The organism is Pseudomonas sp. TMW22090 (assembly GCF_022496665.1).
Lineage (GTDB): Bacteria > Pseudomonadota > Gammaproteobacteria > Pseudomonadales > Pseudomonadaceae > Aquipseudomonas > Aquipseudomonas gregormendelii.
In genome coordinates, this window is record NZ_SCFH01000001.1 from 1,171,649 (window position 1) to 1,186,830 (window position 15,182).

The 15,182-nt window shown below is 61.7% G+C and carries 13 protein-coding genes; 7 read left to right on the forward strand and 6 right to left on the reverse strand.

From position 1 onward, the window contains the following. Positions 1-26: 26 nt before the first annotated feature. Both EQV97_RS05350 and EQV97_RS05355 read right to left on the reverse strand, forming a co-directional pair. Positions 27-1,172 (reverse strand): HlyD family secretion protein, encoded by a 1,146-nt coding sequence (locus EQV97_RS05350; RefSeq protein WP_240888586.1) that lies wholly within the window; start codon positions 1,170-1,172, stop codon positions 27-29. Continuing rightward, complete coding sequence (locus EQV97_RS05355) at positions 1,169-2,824, reverse strand: MFS transporter (protein WP_240888587.1); 1,656 nt, start codon at positions 2,822-2,824, stop codon at positions 1,169-1,171. The genes EQV97_RS05350 and EQV97_RS05355 overlap by 4 nt, the downstream gene beginning before the upstream one ends. Before the next feature lie 234 nt (positions 2,825-3,058). Here EQV97_RS05355 and EQV97_RS05360 point away from each other — a divergent pair, with 234 nt between their 5' ends. The 7 genes from EQV97_RS05360 to EQV97_RS05390 all read left to right on the forward strand — a co-directional run bounded on the left by EQV97_RS05360 (position 3,059) and on the right by EQV97_RS05390 (position 10,243). Next, positions 3,059-4,354 carry an OprD family porin gene (locus EQV97_RS05360; protein WP_122839624.1) on the forward strand — a complete coding sequence of 432 codons (1,296 nt, stop codon included), beginning with the start codon at positions 3,059-3,061 and terminating at the stop codon, positions 4,352-4,354. A gap of 148 nt (positions 4,355-4,502) precedes the next feature. Then, the gene (locus EQV97_RS05365; RefSeq protein ID WP_240888588.1) at positions 4,503-5,321 is read left to right on the forward strand and encodes an NAD(P)-dependent oxidoreductase; all 819 of its coding nucleotides are present in this window, start codon (positions 4,503-4,505) and stop codon (positions 5,319-5,321) included. Between the two features lie 45 nt (positions 5,322-5,366). Next, a complete protein-coding gene (locus tag EQV97_RS05370) occupies positions 5,367-6,260 on the forward strand; it encodes an SMP-30/gluconolactonase/LRE family protein (protein ID WP_240888589.1) in 894 nt (297 codons plus the stop codon). A 62-nt stretch (positions 6,261-6,322) separates the two neighbouring features. Beyond that, positions 6,323-7,294 (forward strand): TRAP transporter substrate-binding protein, encoded by a 972-nt coding sequence (locus EQV97_RS05375; protein ID WP_122839621.1) that lies wholly within the window; start codon positions 6,323-6,325, stop codon positions 7,292-7,294. A gap of 79 nt (positions 7,295-7,373) precedes the next feature. Next, entirely contained in the window at positions 7,374-7,901 is a 528-nt protein-coding gene (locus EQV97_RS05380; protein ID WP_045060457.1) for a TRAP transporter small permease, read from the forward strand. Then, positions 7,902-9,182: a TRAP transporter large permease gene (locus tag EQV97_RS05385; RefSeq protein WP_122839620.1), complete on the forward strand. Its 1,281-nt coding sequence runs from the start codon at positions 7,902-7,904 to the stop codon at positions 9,180-9,182. A gap of 176 nt (positions 9,183-9,358) precedes the next feature. Further along, complete coding sequence (locus EQV97_RS05390) at positions 9,359-10,243, forward strand: aldose 1-epimerase (RefSeq protein ID WP_240888590.1); 885 nt, start codon at positions 9,359-9,361, stop codon at positions 10,241-10,243. Here the strand turns inward: EQV97_RS05390 and EQV97_RS05395 are convergent. The 4 genes from EQV97_RS05395 to pqqC form a co-directional block, all read right to left on the reverse strand. Further along, the gene (locus EQV97_RS05395; protein ID WP_240888591.1) at positions 10,228-11,892 is read right to left on the reverse strand and encodes a NahK/ErcS family hybrid sensor histidine kinase/response regulator; all 1,665 of its coding nucleotides are present in this window, start codon (positions 11,890-11,892) and stop codon (positions 10,228-10,230) included. The two genes, EQV97_RS05390 and EQV97_RS05395, sit on opposite strands and share 16 nt — an antisense overlap. Next, positions 11,876-13,039 carry an alcohol dehydrogenase-like regulatory protein ErcA gene (ercA, locus tag EQV97_RS05400; protein WP_045060453.1) on the reverse strand — a complete coding sequence of 388 codons (1,164 nt, stop codon included), beginning with the start codon at positions 13,037-13,039 and terminating at the stop codon, positions 11,876-11,878. Before ercA ends, EQV97_RS05395 begins: the two co-directional genes overlap by 17 nt. A 213-nt stretch (positions 13,040-13,252) precedes the next feature. Continuing rightward, positions 13,253-14,386, reverse strand: a complete 1,134-nt coding sequence (pqqE, locus tag EQV97_RS05405) for a pyrroloquinoline quinone biosynthesis protein PqqE (RefSeq protein ID WP_122839617.1) — start codon at positions 14,384-14,386, stop codon at positions 13,253-13,255. Next, complete coding sequence (gene pqqC, locus EQV97_RS05410) at positions 14,383-15,135, reverse strand: pyrroloquinoline-quinone synthase PqqC (RefSeq protein ID WP_122839616.1); 753 nt, start codon at positions 15,133-15,135, stop codon at positions 14,383-14,385. The genes pqqE and pqqC overlap by 4 nt, the downstream gene beginning before the upstream one ends. Between the last annotated feature and the right edge of the window lie 47 nt (positions 15,136-15,182).

Here is a 15,182-nt window from a genome sequence, read left to right on the forward strand (position 1 = left end):
GTGTCAGCTTGCCCGCCACTGCGATGTTATGGGGCTGCGGCATCGCCTGAAGCCGCCGTATCAATGCTCACCACCACCGACATCCCCGGCCGCAGCCGCTCGCTCTCGGCCTGATCTTCGTCCACGGTAATCCGCACCGGCACCCGCTGGGCGATCTTGACGAAGTTGCCGGTGGCGTTGTCGGCTTGCAGCAGCGCAAATTCGGAACCGGTACCGGGTGAAATCCGCTGCACCCGGCCCTTGAACGTGCGGTGGTCCAGTGCATCCACCGTGAACGTCACCGGCTGGCCGACCCGCACGTTGTTCATCTGGGTTTCCTTCATGTTGGCAATCACCCACAGCTGATGCGGTACCAGGGCCATCAGCTGCGCGCCGGAGTTGACATAGGCCCCCAGACGTACACCGATCTGCCCCAGCTGGCCGTCCCGGGGCGCAACGATTCGGGTATTGGAAAGGTCGATGCGCGCCAGTTGCACCGCGGCATCCGCGCTCGCCACTGCCGCTTCCAGTGAGCCTCGATTGACGATCACTGACTGCAGATCCTGGCGGGCGATCTCCAGATTGGCCTGGGCCTGGGCGACCGCGGCAATCGACTGCGCGTTCGCCGCCAGGCTCACATCCAGCTCGCGCCTGGACACCGAACCATCGCGAACCAACTCGTTATTACGGCGCAGGTCGGCGGCACTTTTGCGCGCCTGCGCCTGGCTGTCGGCGACTGCTGCCTGGCGCAGCTTGATGGTGGCCTCGGCGCTGTTGCGTTGCTGCACTACGTTAGCCAGGCCGGCTTTTTGCACCGCCAGTTGTGCCAGGGCCTGGTCCAGGCGCTGCTGGTAGATCCGGTCATCCAGGCGCACCAGCAAGTCGCCGGTCTTCACGAACTGGAAGTCCGACACCGGCACTTCATAAACATAGCCGCTGAGCTGCGGACCGATGATGGTCACCTGGCCGCGCACCAGTGCATTTTCCGTGGTCTCGATCGCGCTGCTGAACGGTGGCAACTGCCAGGCGTACAACACGATCAGCACACCCACCAGGGCGATCGCCGCAAAGCCCATCGATGAAAGCACCCGAACCCGTAGCGAGCGCGGCTCGGTGGCGGGTGTGGACGGTGGCGCGACGCCCTCGGGGGTGGCGGCAATGGCGTTGGTGGTCGTCGTGGTCGGTTCGGTCATGAAGGTGTGGCACCGCTGGTGGAGTCGGAAGGCGTTGGAGTGACGTTCTTTGTAGTGCTCATCAGCCACAGGGCGCGAATGGAGATCCAGATCATCGTCAGCACAGCGATCACTGCGATGAGCATGAACACGTCGTTATAGGCCAGCACATTGGCCTCGCGCGTAGCGGCCGTCGCCAGGCTGCGTATGCCCTGCAGATTGCGCAAGGCTGGATCGGCGATCACCGAACCCAGGGCATTGCTGCCGCTCTGGACCCGGGCAGCCACCAGCGGATCGGTCAACACCAGGTGTTCGACAATGTTACTGGAGTGAAATTTCTCGCGAACGATCTGAAAAGTGCCCAGCAACGCTGCACCGATCAAGCCGCCGAGGTTCTGGCAGATACCAAACAGCACCGAGAAGCTCACCAGGTTGCGTGGGTTGGTCAATACATTGCGCGTGCCCAGGACCATGGTCGGCCCGAGAAAAAATGTACTGCCGAATGCCAGCAGGAACTGGCTGAAATACAGATTTTCCGGCCGGGTCAGGTTATTCGAATGGCTGTCGATCAGCGAACCGACAGCCATCAACGCCAGCGACACGATCAACGGGCTGAACAGGTGCTTGGGGTTGATGGTCAGCGCGCTGGTGACCAGCCCGGCAATACTGCCGATCATCATCACCACATACAGGCTGTGCAGCTGCTGGGTGCTCATGTTCAGGGCTTGCATGAAGCCGACGGCGCCGGTGGACTGCTCCGAGGCCACCATGCGAATCAGCACTACCGCCAGGGCCAGGCGAATCATCACCCCGCTGCCCAGCCAGCGAGTCATCAGCATCGGGTTGCTGCGGTTATGCTCGATGGCAAGGCCGGTCATGATCAGCGCGATGGAACCCGCCGACGCCACGCCAATCCACGGTGCTTCCAGCCACCAGTCGATACGCCCCAGCGAGAGCACCGCGCAGAGCAGTGCTACGCCGCTGGCCAGAATGGCGAAAGTCAGGAAGTCGAGTTTTTCGAAGGTCTTGAAACGGTCCCCGGGGGGCAGTTTGAGCAGGAACACGCACCCCAGGGACAACAGCGCCATGCCCAGTTCGAACAGGTACAGGCCGCGCCATTCGGCGATCTGCAGCAAGTCTTCGGAGAACAGCCGGGCCAGGGGCAGAGCCAGCTGCGAAGTCCCAAGCCCGAGCACCAGCGCCTTCATGCGCCACTTCGCGGGGAACGCCTGGATCATGTAGTACAGCCCCAACGAACTCAACGCCGCCCCGACCATGCCGTGCGCCGCCCGTACGGCAATCGCCGAGTTCAGGTCATTGACGAACAAGTGGCCGAAGGTCACCAACGCGTAGAGCACCAGGAACACTTCGGTGAACGCGCGCAAGCCGAACTGCTGGCGAAACTTCACCAGCAGCAGGTTCATCGACACATTGGTCATCACGTACGCGGCCGGCAGCCAGGCCATCTCGGCGGTGGTCGCACCCAGCGCGCCCTGCAGATAAGGCAGGTTGGCGATCACCAGGGAGTTACCCAACCCCCCGGTCAACGCCACCAGCAATCCGACCAGCGCATAGGCCAGGCGCTTGGGCGTGGAGTGCAGAGGCGTGGAAGGCGAACCGGGCAAGCTGGGCCGCTCATGGGGCTGCCAGTTGCGCGGGGCGTAATGATCCATTCAGTGGCCTTGTGTCGGAGGTGGTGCCAGTTTGCCGTAAAACCTTGTTAGCCAACACCCATATCCCGTCGGTCTATCGCCCTCCCGGCCCTCAGAGGTCACGGCGCCCTCAAGCATGAAGTCATCGTATAACTTCCGATTGACAACCCGCTAACACCTCGCAAATAATCACCCCTATGTTGTACGACGACGTATAACAACTATAAAAACAAAAATACAAAAGGGAGCGTCACTGTGAGTCAACTCGTCCGCCATTCCTTCGCCTGCACCCCCCGCCCGACTTTTGCCCGCCGTCATACCCTCAGCCTGCTCAGCCTCGGCGGGATCGTTCTGGCCCTGCCCCTCGCCAGCCAGGCAGAAGGATTTGTCGATGACAGCAAGGCGACGCTGAACCTGCGCAATGCCTACTTCAACCGCAACTACACCAACCCGGCCTATCCCCAGGGCAAGGCTGAAGAGTGGACGCAGAGCTTCATCCTCGACGCCAAGTCCGGATTTACCCAAGGCCCGGTCGGCTTTGGTGTGGATGTGCTCGGCATGTACTCGCAAAAGCTCGACGGAGGCAAAGGCACGGGTGGTACGCAGTTGCTGCCGATTCACGATGACGGGCGCCCTGCCGACAATTTCGGGCGCATGGGCGTAGCGGTCAAGGGCAAGATCTCCAAGACCGAACTCAAGGTCGGCGAATGGATGCCGGTATTGCCCGTGCTGCGCTCGGACGATGGCCGCTCACTGCCGCAGACCTTCCGCGGTGGCCAGGTCACCTCCACCGAGATCAGCGGTTTGACGCTCTACGGCGGCCAGTTCCGCCAGAACAGCCCGCGCAATGATGCCAGCATGGAAGACATGTCCATGAATGGCCGGGCGGCGTTCACCTCGGACCGCTTCAACTTCGCAGGGGGTGAATATACCTTCAACGACAAGCGCACCCTGGTCGGCGTCTGGTACTCAGAGCTCAGCGACATCTACCAGCAGCAGTACTTCAACCTCAGTCACAGCCAACCGTTGGGCGACTGGACCCTGGGTGCCAACCTGGGCTTTTTCAACGGCAAGGAAGATGGCAGCGCCCTGGCCGGCGACATGGAAAACAAGACCACCTTTGCGCTGCTCTCGGCCAGGTATGGCGGCAACACCTTCTACGTCGGCCTGCAGAAGCTGACGGGCGACAGCGCCTGGATGCGTGTCAACGGCACCAGCGGCGGCACCCTGGCCAACGACAGCTACAACTCCAGCTACGACAACGCCAAGGAAAAATCCTGGCAGCTGCGTCATGACTACAACTTCGTCGCCCTGGGCATTCCTGGCCTGACCATGATGAACCGCTACATCAGCGGCGATAACGTGCACACCGGTGCCATCACCGACGGCAAGGAATGGGGCCGCGAGTCGGAACTGGCCTACACCGTGCAAAGCGGCGCGCTGAAAAATCTCAACGTGAAGTGGCGCAATGCGTCGATTCGCAAGGATTTCAGCACCAACGAATTTGACGAAAACCGGATTTTCATCAGCTACCCGCTTTCGTTGTTGTAATCCGCCCGGCAGCGAAGCGGTTTGAATACCTTGCATCGACTTTCAACCTAAGTCGCGTTGACAAGAGCGGAAAACTCTACCGATACTTCGCTGCGTCGTACGACAACCTACAACAAAATCAATAATGACTGTTTGTCCAGGGACTTCCATGACTACTCACCCTACAGCTCCATTCAATCGCCTGCTGCTCACCGGCGCTGCGGGCGGCCTTGGCAAAGTGCTGCGCGAAAGCATGCGGCCCTATGCCAACGTCATTCGTCTTTCGGATATCGCCGATATCAGCCCGGCGGTGAATGATCGCGAAGAGGTCGTCATCTGTGACCTCGCGGACAAGCAGGCCGTGGATAAGCTGGTCGAAGGCGTGGACGCCATCCTGCACTTCGGCGGGGTGTCGGTTGAGCGTCCGTTCGAAGAGATCCTCGGCGCCAATATCTGCGGCGTATTTCACATCTACGAAGCGGCGCGCAAGCATGGCGTCAAGCGCGTGATTTTCGCCAGTTCCAACCACGTCATCGGCTTCTACCAGCAGGGCGAGATCCTCGATGCCCACTCCCCGCGCCGTCCGGACAGCTACTACGGCCTGTCCAAATCCTATGGCGAGGACATGGCGACGTTCTACTTCGATCGCTACGGCATCGAGACCGTCAGCATCCGGATCGGCTCTTCGTTCCCGGTCCCGCAAAACCGCCGGATGATGAGCACCTGGCTGAGCTTCGGTGACCTGACCCAGCTGCTCGAACGCGCACTCCATGCACCCAACGTGGGCCATACCGTGGTGTACGGCATGTCCGACAACAAGCAAGTCTGGTGGGACAACCACTTGGCTGCCGGCCTTGGTTATGTGGCGCAAGACAGCTCCGAAGTGTTCCGCGACCAGGTCGAGGCCCAACCCATGCCCGCTGCCGATGATCCGGCGCGGGTCTACCAGGGCGGGGCGTTCTGTGCCGCCGGTCCGTTCGGCGACTGAGCCGCGCAACAGTCCCCACAAAAACGACCAAGGGAATGAGTGGCCATGTACGCAGAAATGATTGTCGATGCCCGCAATGCAGTGGGAGAAAGCCCGGTGTGGGTCGCCGCGGAAAATGCCCTGTACTGGGTGGATATTCCCAACGGCGGCCTGCAACGCTGGAGCGCTGATACTGGCCACGTACACGCCTGGAAGACCCCACAGATGCTGGCTTGCATCGCTCGTCAAAGCGATGGCAGCTGGGTCGCCGGGATGGAAAGCGGTTTCTTCCGGCTGCAACCACACAGCGATGGCAGCCTGGACAGTGAGCTGCTGGCGCATGTCGACCACGCCCGAGCAGACATGCGCCTCAACGACGGGCGCTGTGATCGTCAGGGCCGCTTCTGGGCCGGCAGCATGGTGCTGAACATGGGCGCCAACGCCGCCAACGGCAGCCTTTATCGTTACAGCGCCGGGCAGACTGGGCCACTGGAAGCCAGGCTGGGCGGGTTCATCGTGCCCAATGGCCTGGGCTTCAGCCCGGATGGCCGCACCCTGTATCTCTCCGACTCACACCCGCTGGTCCAGCAGATCTGGGCCTTCGACTATGACATCGACACGGGTATCCCAACCAACCGCCGACTGTTCGTCGACATGAACCAGTACGAAGGTCGTCCCGACGGTGCCGCGGTGGACGCCGAGGGTTGCTACTGGATCTGCGCCAATGACGCCGGGCTGATTCATCGCTTTACCCCCGATGGCCGCCTCGACCGATCGCTGGCGGTACCTGTGAAAAAACCGACGATGTGCGCCTTCGGTGGCAGTCGGCTCGACACGCTGTTCGTGACGTCGATCCGCCCCGGTGACGACCAGGATCCGCAGTCACTGGCCGGTGGCGTGTTCGCCCTCAACCCTGGCGTCCGGGGTTTACCGGAACCGCTGTTCAATCACTTGCTGTAAACGCCCTTGCTGAATCTGCTGTGCCTTGAATAAAAAAAACAACAAGACTGGAGAATTGCCCCATGGACTTCAAACGCACCTTGCTCGCCGCTGCACTCCCCCTGGCCTTCACCCTCAGCAGTGCCGCCCAGGCACTGGAAATCAAATTCGCCGATATCCATCCGGCCGGTTACCCCACCGTGGTGGCCGAAGAGCAGCTGGGTAAAACCCTGGTGGCCGACAGTGACGGCAAGCTGACTTTCAAGATGTTTGCCGGCGGCGTACTCGGCTCGGAAAAGGAAGTGGTCGAACAGGCCCAGGTCGGCGCAATCCAGATGGCCCGGGTCAGCCTTGGCATCGTCGGTCCGGTGGTTCCGGACGTGAACGTGTTCAACATGCCGTTCGTGTTCCGCGACCAGGCGCACATGCGCAAGGTCATCGACGGTGAGGTGGGCGACGAAATCCTCGCCAAGATCACCGATTCCGAATTCGGCCTGGTCGCCCTGGCCTGGATGGACGGCGGCACGCGCAACATCTACACCAAAAAACCGGTGCGCAGCCTTGAAGACCTCAAGGGCATGAAGATCCGCGTACAAGGCAACCCGATGTTCATCGACACCATCAACGCCATGGGCGGCAACGGCATCGCGATGGACACCGGGGAGATCTTCAGCGCCCTGCAGACCGGGGTGATCGACGGCGCGGAGAACAACCCGCCCACCCTGCTCGAACACAACCACTACCAGAATGCCAAGTTCTACAGCCTCACCGGCCACCTGATCCTGCCGGAACCCATCGTGATGTCGAAAATCACCTGGGACAAGCTCACCCCCGACCAGCAAGTCCTGGTGAAGAAAACCGCCAAGGCCGCCCAGGCCCAGGAGCGCACCCTGTGGGACGCGAAGTCCGCCAGCAGTGAGGAAAAACTCAAGGCGGCCGGCGTCGAGTTCATCACCGTCGACAAAAAACCTTTCTACGAGGCCACCGCGTCGATCCGCGAAAAATACGGCGCGCCCTATGCCGATCTGATCAAGCGTATCGAAGCGGTCCAATAACCCCTCCCAGGCACTCAGGAAAGGCCGGCGCCGCTGACGTCTGTGTACCCCGGCGCGCGCCCGGTTACGGTGAAACCCGATGAAGAATCTACTGCTGCGCATCAATGACAAGATTTACATGACCTGCATCTGGGTCGCCGGGCTGTCGGTGCTGGCCATTGCCCTGATCATTCCCTGGGGCGTTTTCGCTCGTTATGTCCTCGGCACCGGCTCCAGTTGGCCGGAGCCCACCGCCATTTTGCTGATGATGGTCTTCACATTCATCGGCGCGGCGGCCAGTTATCGCGCCGGTGCGCACATGGCGGTGGCCATGGTGACCGACCGGATGACGCCCGAAGTACGCAGAGTCGTGGGGATCTTCTCGCAACTGCTGATGGCCACGGTCTGCCTGTTCATGACCGTCTGGGGTACCAAACTGTGCATGTCCACCTGGAACCAGTTCATGAGCGCCCTGCCGACGCTGCGCGTGGGCATTACCTATATGCCGATCCCCGTGGGCGGTTTGCTCACGCTGATTTTTGTCCTGGAAAAACTCCTGCTCGGTGACCAGAGCAACCGTCGGGTCGTGCGTTTCGACCTGGTTGAAGAAAGCGAAGGTGCCGTATAAATGGACGCTCTGATTCTGCTGGGCAGTTTTCTCGCTCTGATCATGATCGGCATGCCGGTCGCCTATGCCTTGGGGCTCTCTGCGCTGATCGGCGCATGGTGGATCGACATACCGTTTCAGGCGCTGATGATTCAAGTCGCCGGTGGTGTGAACAAATTCTCCCTGCTGGCGATTCCGTTCTTCGTGCTCGCGGGCGCGATCATGGCCGAAGGTGGCATGTCCCGCCGGTTGGTCGCCTTTGCCGGGGTGCTGGTGGGCTTCGTGCGCGGCGGCCTGTCGCTGGTCAACATCATGGCCTCGACATTCTTCGGGGCGATTTCCGGCTCCTCGGTGGCGGATACCGCGTCAGTGGGCTCGGTACTGATTCCGGAAATGGAGCGCAAGGGTTATCCACGGGAATTCGCCACGGCCGTGACCATCAGCGGGTCGGTCCAGGCCCTGTTGACGCCTCCCAGCCACAACTCGGTGATTTACTCGCTGGCTGCCGGCGGCACGGTGTCGATTGCTTCGCTGTTCATGGCGGGCATCGTACCGGGGCTGTTGATGAGCGCCTGCCTGATGGTGCTCTGCCTGATCTTCGCGAAAAAACGCAACTACCCCAAGGGCGAGGTCATTCCTCTCAAGCAGGCGCTGAAAATATGCGGCGAAGCGATGTGGGGCCTGATGGCGATGGTCATCATTCTCGGCGGCATTCTCTCGGGTATTTTCACCGCCACGGAGTCCGCAGCCATCGCCGTGCTCTGGGCGTTTTTCGTGACCATGTTCATCTACCGCGACTACAAATGGAGTGAGCTGCCGAAACTGATGCACCGCACGGTCCGGACCATTTCCATCGTGATGATCCTGATCGGTTTCGCCGCCAGCTTCGGCTACATCATGACGCTGATGCAGATTCCGGCAAAGATCACCACCATGTTCCTGACCCTGTCAGACAACCGCTACGTGATCCTGATGTGCATCAACGTCATGCTGCTGATGCTCGGCGCGGTGATGGACATGGCGCCCTTGATCCTGATCCTGACCCCCATCCTGCTGCCGGTGATTCTCGGCATAGGCGTCGACCCGGTGCACTTTGGCATGATCATGCTGGTGAACCTGGGCATAGGATTGATCACGCCGCCCGTAGGCGCGGTACTGTTTGTGGGGTCTGCCGTGGGTAAAGTCACAATCGAAAAAACCGTGATTGCACTGCTGCCTTTCTATGCCGTGCTGTTCCTGGTGCTGATGGCAGTGACTTACGTTCCTGCACTGTCGCTGTGGTTGCCGCATCTGGTGTTGTAAAAGGCAAATGCAGCCCCTGCAGGAGCTGCCGTAGGAGCTGACGTAGGAGCTGTCGAGTGCAACGAGGCTGCGATCTTTTGATTTTTGCTTTTTACAGCCCAGATCAAAAGATCGCAGCCTCGTTGCACTCGGCAGCTCCTACGGGATCTCGGTGTTTTTCAGACAGGTTAACGGCTATGGCGCCAACACTGCTCGAACTCGAAGACGAACTCACCCACCTGACCCTCGCCCCCGAACTCGGCGGCAGCATCGTCAACTGGACCGTACGCAGTACCGGCCAGCCATTGCTGCGGCACAACGATGCGCAGGCATTGAACACCGGCCTGCCGGGCAAGCTCGGCTGCTTCCCGCTGGTGCCCTGGTCCAACCGGATCGCCGAAGGCGGTTTCGACTGCCCCGATGGCTGGCTTGCCCTGGCGCACAACAGCCTCACCGACCCGCTACCCATCCACGGCAGTGCCTGGCAACAGCCATGGCAGGTCGTTTCCCACACGCAGGATGAAGTGGTGCTGCAGCTGGACTGCAGCATCCCCTTTGCCTATCGCGCCCGGCAACGCTTTCACTTGAGCGAGGGCCGCCTGAGTATCGAGGTGCAGGTTACGCACCTGGCCGAGCGTGCCGCGTGGCATGGGCTGGGACTGCATCCCTATCTGCCGCGCACCGCCGGCACCCGTCTGCAGGCAACTGCCCGACAGGTCTGGATGTGCGACGCGTCCAGACTGCCTACCCGAATCGATTCGATCCCCGACCCATGGGATTTTCAGCAACTGCAAGCGCTGCCGGATACCCTGGTCGACAACGGTTTCTGCCAATGGGACGGCCACTGCCTGATCCAGCAACCGGATCTGGGCTACGAACTGCAGTGCGAGGCCAGCGGCAGCGATTATTACCTGCTGTATTGCCCGGTTGGCTTGGGATTCTTCTGTATCGAACCGGTAAGCCACCCGGTCAATGCCCATCACCTGCCCGGGCGGCCGGGCTTGCGCCTGCTGGCACAAGGTCAGTCTGCCGAGCTGGGTTTCAGCCTGCAGTATCGCGCGCTGCCCTACCCCAGCAACTGACTGAGCACCGCGCGCAACTTGCCAGGCTTCACCGGTTTGTTCAGCAGCGGTGCATCCAGGCGTCGCAATGAGCGACGGCATTGATCGGTGCGATCGGCGGTGATGATGACGGCAGGAATCGGTTGGGCAAAATGCTCGCGCAAGCGCCTGACCACTTCACAGCCCACCACCCCGTGATCCAGGTGATAGTCGGCCAGGATCAACTCCGGCGCCCGCCCGGCCAGTGCGCTCAACGCCGAGGCCTGGTCGGTGGCCGTCACCACCTCGCAGCCCCACTGCCCGAGCAGCGCCCGCATGCTGTCAAGGATGCTGACTTCATTGTCCAGCACCAGCAAACGACGCCCCGGCAACGGATTACCGGTGCCCGGCTGCGGCGCCGCGAGGCTGATCGGCAGCGGCACTTCCCGGGACATGGGCACCTCGATGCTGAATCTGGAACCACGCCCCGGCAGCGAATGAACCTGCACGCGGTACTCGAGAATCTTGGCGATGCGCTCGACAATCGCCAGCCCCAACCCGACGCCCTTGCGATCGGCAGCGCGGCCGACATCCAGCTGGTTGAACTCGAGGAAAATCGAATCCAGGCGGTCCGGGGCAATCCCGCGCCCGGTGTCCCACACCTCCAGGCGCAGCATCTCGCCCCGGGGCCGGGCCGCCAGCAGGATGCTGCCCTGGTCGGTGTAACGGCAGGCATTGCTGAGAAAATTGCGCAGGATGCGCGTCATCAGGCGCAAGTCGGTGCGGATCGCGTAGTCGCCCATGTGCACGCGCAGGTGCAGGCCGTCGGCCTCGGCCACGGACTGGAACTCGGATACCAGGGGGCCAAGCAACTCGTCGAGGCGATACAGCGATACGTCCGGTTTGACGGCGGCCTGGTCGAGCCGTGAAATGTCCAGCAGGTCCGTGAGCAGGTCTTCGGCGCCTTCCAGTGCCTGATGGGTACGCTCCACCAGGACCTGCTCGATGTCGGGCAACTTGCGCTCGCGCAAGGTCGAGATCAGCAGGCGCGCGGCGTTGAGCGGTTGCAGCAGGTCATGGCTGGCGGCGGCGAGGTACTTGTCCTTGCTGCGATTGGCGGCCTCGGCGGCGTCCCGGGCCTCGAGCAGTTCGTCGGTGCGCGCGTTGACCCGCTGTTCCAGTTCGTCGTTGAGCTGTTGCAGGCGCTTCTGGGCCAGTTTGCGCTCGGTGATGTCGGCCACAAAACCTTCCACCAGGCCTTCCTGATCAGGCTTGAGCAACAGGTTCATCAACACGTCGAGGCTGCTGCCGTCCTTGCGCCGCAATTGGGTTTCGTAGCCGTGCAGGCTGCCCTGGTGCCTGAGGATCTCGCCAATATTGGCCAGCTCCTGCGCGCCGCCGACGAACAGGTTGCTCGCCAGGTCCGCCAGGGAGAACAACACGTCCTGGGGATCCTGGTAGCCGAGCATCCGCGCCAGCGCCGGATTGGCCGCACGCATGCCTTCGAGCAGGCTGGCCTGGAAGATCCCGTGCACGGCATTTTCAAACAGCCATTTGTAGCGATTGCGTTCGGCTTCCAGCTCTTCCAGGCGCGCGGCCAGCTCCGGGTAGTGGCTCTTGCGCGCCGAGTGGCTGCCTAGTCCCAGCAGCCCGGCCAGCGCCCGTTGCTGCTCGTCAGAGGGCTTCGCCATAGACGACCTCGACATCACGCTGACTGGACTCGCGAGGGTTGGTGAGGATGCACGGGTCGTCCATGGCGTGCTGCGAGAGGAACGGAATATCGGCAGTGCGCACGCCGTGCAAGCCGAGGGTTTCGTGGAAGCCGATGGCGTGTTTGAGCGCGATCAGATGCTCCACCAGACGCCCGCAGATCTGCCGGTGATTGAGGCCACGGCAGTCGATGCCAAAGGTCTCGGCGATGACCTTGAAACGCTCCGGCGCCGAGTTGTAGTTGAACGCCACCACGTGTTCCACCAGCACCGCATTGCACAGGCCATGGGGCAGGTCGAGGAAACCGCCCAGGCTGTGGGACATCGCATGCACCGCACCGAGGATCGCGTTGGAAAACGCCAGCCCGGCCTGCATGCTGCCGAGCATGATTTTCTCGCGCAGGGCAATGTCCGTGGGGTTGGCGATCATCTGCACCAGGTTGCCGTTGATCAGGCGCATGGCTTCCAGCGCATGGGGATCGGTCAAGGGCCCGTGCCCGGTCGACACGAAAGCCTCGATCGCGTGCACCAGGGCATCGATGCCAGTGCAGGCCGACAGGAACGGGTCCATGCTCAAGGTGGTTTCCGGGTCGATCAGCGACACGTCCGGCACCACCGCCTTGCTGACGATGGAGAACTTCATGCGCTCCTGCTGGTTGGAGATGATCACGAATTGCGAAACATCCGCCGAGGTGCCGGCGGTCGTGGGAATCAGGATCAGCGGCGGGCTCGGCACGCGAATGGTGTCCACCCCTTCGAACTCGAGGATGTTGCGGCCATGGGCGACGACGATGCCGATGCCCTTGCCGCAATCCATCGGGCTGCCGCCGCCCACGGCGACGATCACATCGCAGTGGTTTTCCCGGTACAGCTCGGCACCGAGCATGACTTCTTCGACCCGGGGATTGGGCGACACGTCGCTGTAGAGAAAGTAGTCGATGCCCTGGGCCTGCAGGCTGGCCTCGACATCGGCCACCCACCCGGCGGCAATCACCCCGGGGTCACTGACCACCAGGACCTTGCGCGCACCGAAGGTCTTGGCATAGTTGCCGACGTTATGCCGGCAACCGGCACCGAAGATGATTTCAGGTGAAACGAATTTACGCAGCTGGCTGAGACTTTGGCTCATTGGAAAGCCTGTGTTTTTATTGTTTTGGAAGGTAAAGCCACACTACCCCATCCGGCGGTGAATGCAATCAGACCAATGGGTAGCTAAAGGCTGAAATGACAACAGATTCCTTGCGGGAGCCGGCTTGCCGGCGATGAGGCCCTGAAGCCTTGCGTAGATTGTGCGCACGCCATCGTCGGCAAGCCGGCTCCTCCGGGGGCGTGTGCATGGATGTTATCCGCGGTAGATCAGGCGTGAGGCCTTTTCGTTGCGCAGCGTCAGGTGCTCCATGCCCAGGCCGGGCGCATCGGCCTCGTCCCGGGCCTTGAGGATAACGCCGTGGTGCGCCGATTTGCTGCACACCGGGTCGGCATTCTCGGCATCGCCGGTCAGCATGAACGCCTGGCACCGACACCCGCCCAGGTCCTTGTGCTTTTCATCGCAGGAGCGGCAAGGCTCCTTCATCCAGTCGTCGCCACGAAAACGGTTGAAGCCGAACGAGTCGGTCCAGATGTGCTCGATGCTGTGCTCGCGCACATTGGGGAAGACCACCGGGAGCTGCCTGGCACTGTGGCATGGCAGTGCGGTGCCGTCCGGGGTGATGTCGAGAAACAGGTTGGCCCAGCCGTTCATGCAGGTCTTGGGGCGTTCTTCATAGTAATCCGGCGTGACGAAGATCAGCTTGCAGGGATGACCTTCGGCCTCGAGACGCGCGCGGTACTGGTTGGTAATGCGCTCGGCGCGCTGCAACTGCTCACGGGTGGGCAACAGCCCGACCCGGTTGAGCTCGGCCCAGCCGTAGAACTGGCAGGTCGCCAACTCGACGAAATCCGCTTCCAGCTCCAGGCACAGCTCGATGATGCGGTCGATCTGGTCGATGTTGTGCCGATGGGTGACAAAATTCAGCACCATCGGATAACCCTGGGCCTTTACCGCCCGGGCCATGGCCAGCTTCTGCGCAAAGGCCTTGCGCGAACCGGCGAGCATGTTGTTGACCGCCTCGTCGGCCGCTTGAAAACTGATCTGGATATGGTCCAGCCCGGCAACCTTGAAGTCGCGCACCTTCTGCTCGGTCAGGCCGATGCCGGAGGTGATCAGGTTGGTGTAGTAACCCATGTCCCTCGCGGCTTTGATCAACTCGGCCAGGTCTTGCCTCACCAGCGGCTCGCCTCCTGAAAAGCCGAGCTGCGCCGCGCCCATCTCCCGCGCTTCGCGGAATACGCGAATCCATTCCTCGGTGCTCAGCTCCGCACCCTGCCGGGCAAAATCCAGCGGGTTGGAGCAATAGGGGCACTGCAGTGGACAACGATAGGTCAGCTCCGCCAGCAGCCACAGCGGTGGACCGGGTTGCGGTTTGCTCCCGTTCACAGGTCAATCCCCCGGTGCCAGACGTTCTGCGTGGTCACGCTATGGTAAGGCGGGCGCTGCAGTTCATAGGCCATGCTCATGGCGTCGAGCATGCTCCACAATACATCAAGCTTGAATTGCAGGATTTCCAGCATGCGTTGCTGCCCCTCCAGGGTGAGGTAGTGCGCCAGGGTAATGCGCAGGCCGTGCTCGACATCCCGACGCGCCTGGCCCAGGCGGGTGCGAAAGTAGTCGTAGCCGGCGCTGTCGATCCATGGGTAATGGCTCGGCCAGGCGTCGAGACGTGATTGGTGGATCTGCGGCGCGAACAGCTCGGTCAGGGAGCTGCTGGCTGCTTCCTGCCAGCAGGCGCGCCGGGCAAAATTGACGTAGGCGTCCACGGCAAAACGTACGCCGGGCAACACCAGTTCCTGGGAGAGAATCTGTTCGCGATCGAGCCCCACGGCTTCACCCAGACGCAGCCAGGCTTCGATGCCGCCTTCGCTGCCAGGCACGCCGTCGTGGTCGAGGATGCGTTGCAGCCATTCACGCCGCACTTCGCGATCGGGGCAGTTGGCGAGGATCGCAGCGTCCTTCAGGGGGATGTTCACCTGGTAATAAAACCGATTGGCGACCCAGCCCTGGATCTGTTCGCGGGTAGCACGACCGGCGTACATGGCTTGGTGGAAGGGGTGGTGGATGTGGTAGTAGGCGCCTTTGGCTTGCAGGGCGGCGGTGAATTCAGTGGGGGTCATTGGGGTGTCGGTCATTGGGATCATCCTGGGAGCTGTGTGGTATCTGGCTTGGCCTCTTCGCG

Bases quoted from the DNA above. Each gene is read 5' to 3' on its own strand.
- pqqC (WP_122839616.1), bottom strand. From the start codon at position 15,135: ATGACCGACACCCCAATGACCCCCACTGAATTCACCGCCGCCCTGCAA.
- EQV97_RS05370 (WP_240888589.1), top strand. From the start codon at position 5,367: ATGTACGCAGAAATGATTGTCGATGCCCGCAATGCAGTGGGAGAAAGC.
- EQV97_RS05390 (WP_240888590.1), top strand. From the start codon at position 9,359: ATGGCGCCAACACTGCTCGAACTCGAAGACGAACTCACCCACCTGACC.
- EQV97_RS05380 (WP_045060457.1), top strand. From the start codon at position 7,374: ATGAAGAATCTACTGCTGCGCATCAATGACAAGATTTACATGACCTGC.
- ercA (WP_045060453.1), bottom strand. From the start codon at position 13,039: ATGAGCCAAAGTCTCAGCCAGCTGCGTAAATTCGTTTCACCTGAAATC.
- EQV97_RS05385 (WP_122839620.1), top strand. From the start codon at position 7,902: ATGGACGCTCTGATTCTGCTGGGCAGTTTTCTCGCTCTGATCATGATC.
- EQV97_RS05365 (WP_240888588.1), top strand. From the start codon at position 4,503: ATGACTACTCACCCTACAGCTCCATTCAATCGCCTGCTGCTCACCGGC.
- EQV97_RS05355 (WP_240888587.1), bottom strand. From the start codon at position 2,824: ATGGATCATTACGCCCCGCGCAACTGGCAGCCCCATGAGCGGCCCAGC.
- EQV97_RS05375 (WP_122839621.1), top strand. From the start codon at position 6,323: ATGGACTTCAAACGCACCTTGCTCGCCGCTGCACTCCCCCTGGCCTTC.
- EQV97_RS05350 (WP_240888586.1), bottom strand. From the start codon at position 1,172: ATGACCGAACCGACCACGACGACCACCAACGCCATTGCCGCCACCCCC.
- EQV97_RS05395 (WP_240888591.1), bottom strand. From the start codon at position 11,892: ATGGCGAAGCCCTCTGACGAGCAGCAACGGGCGCTGGCCGGGCTGCTG.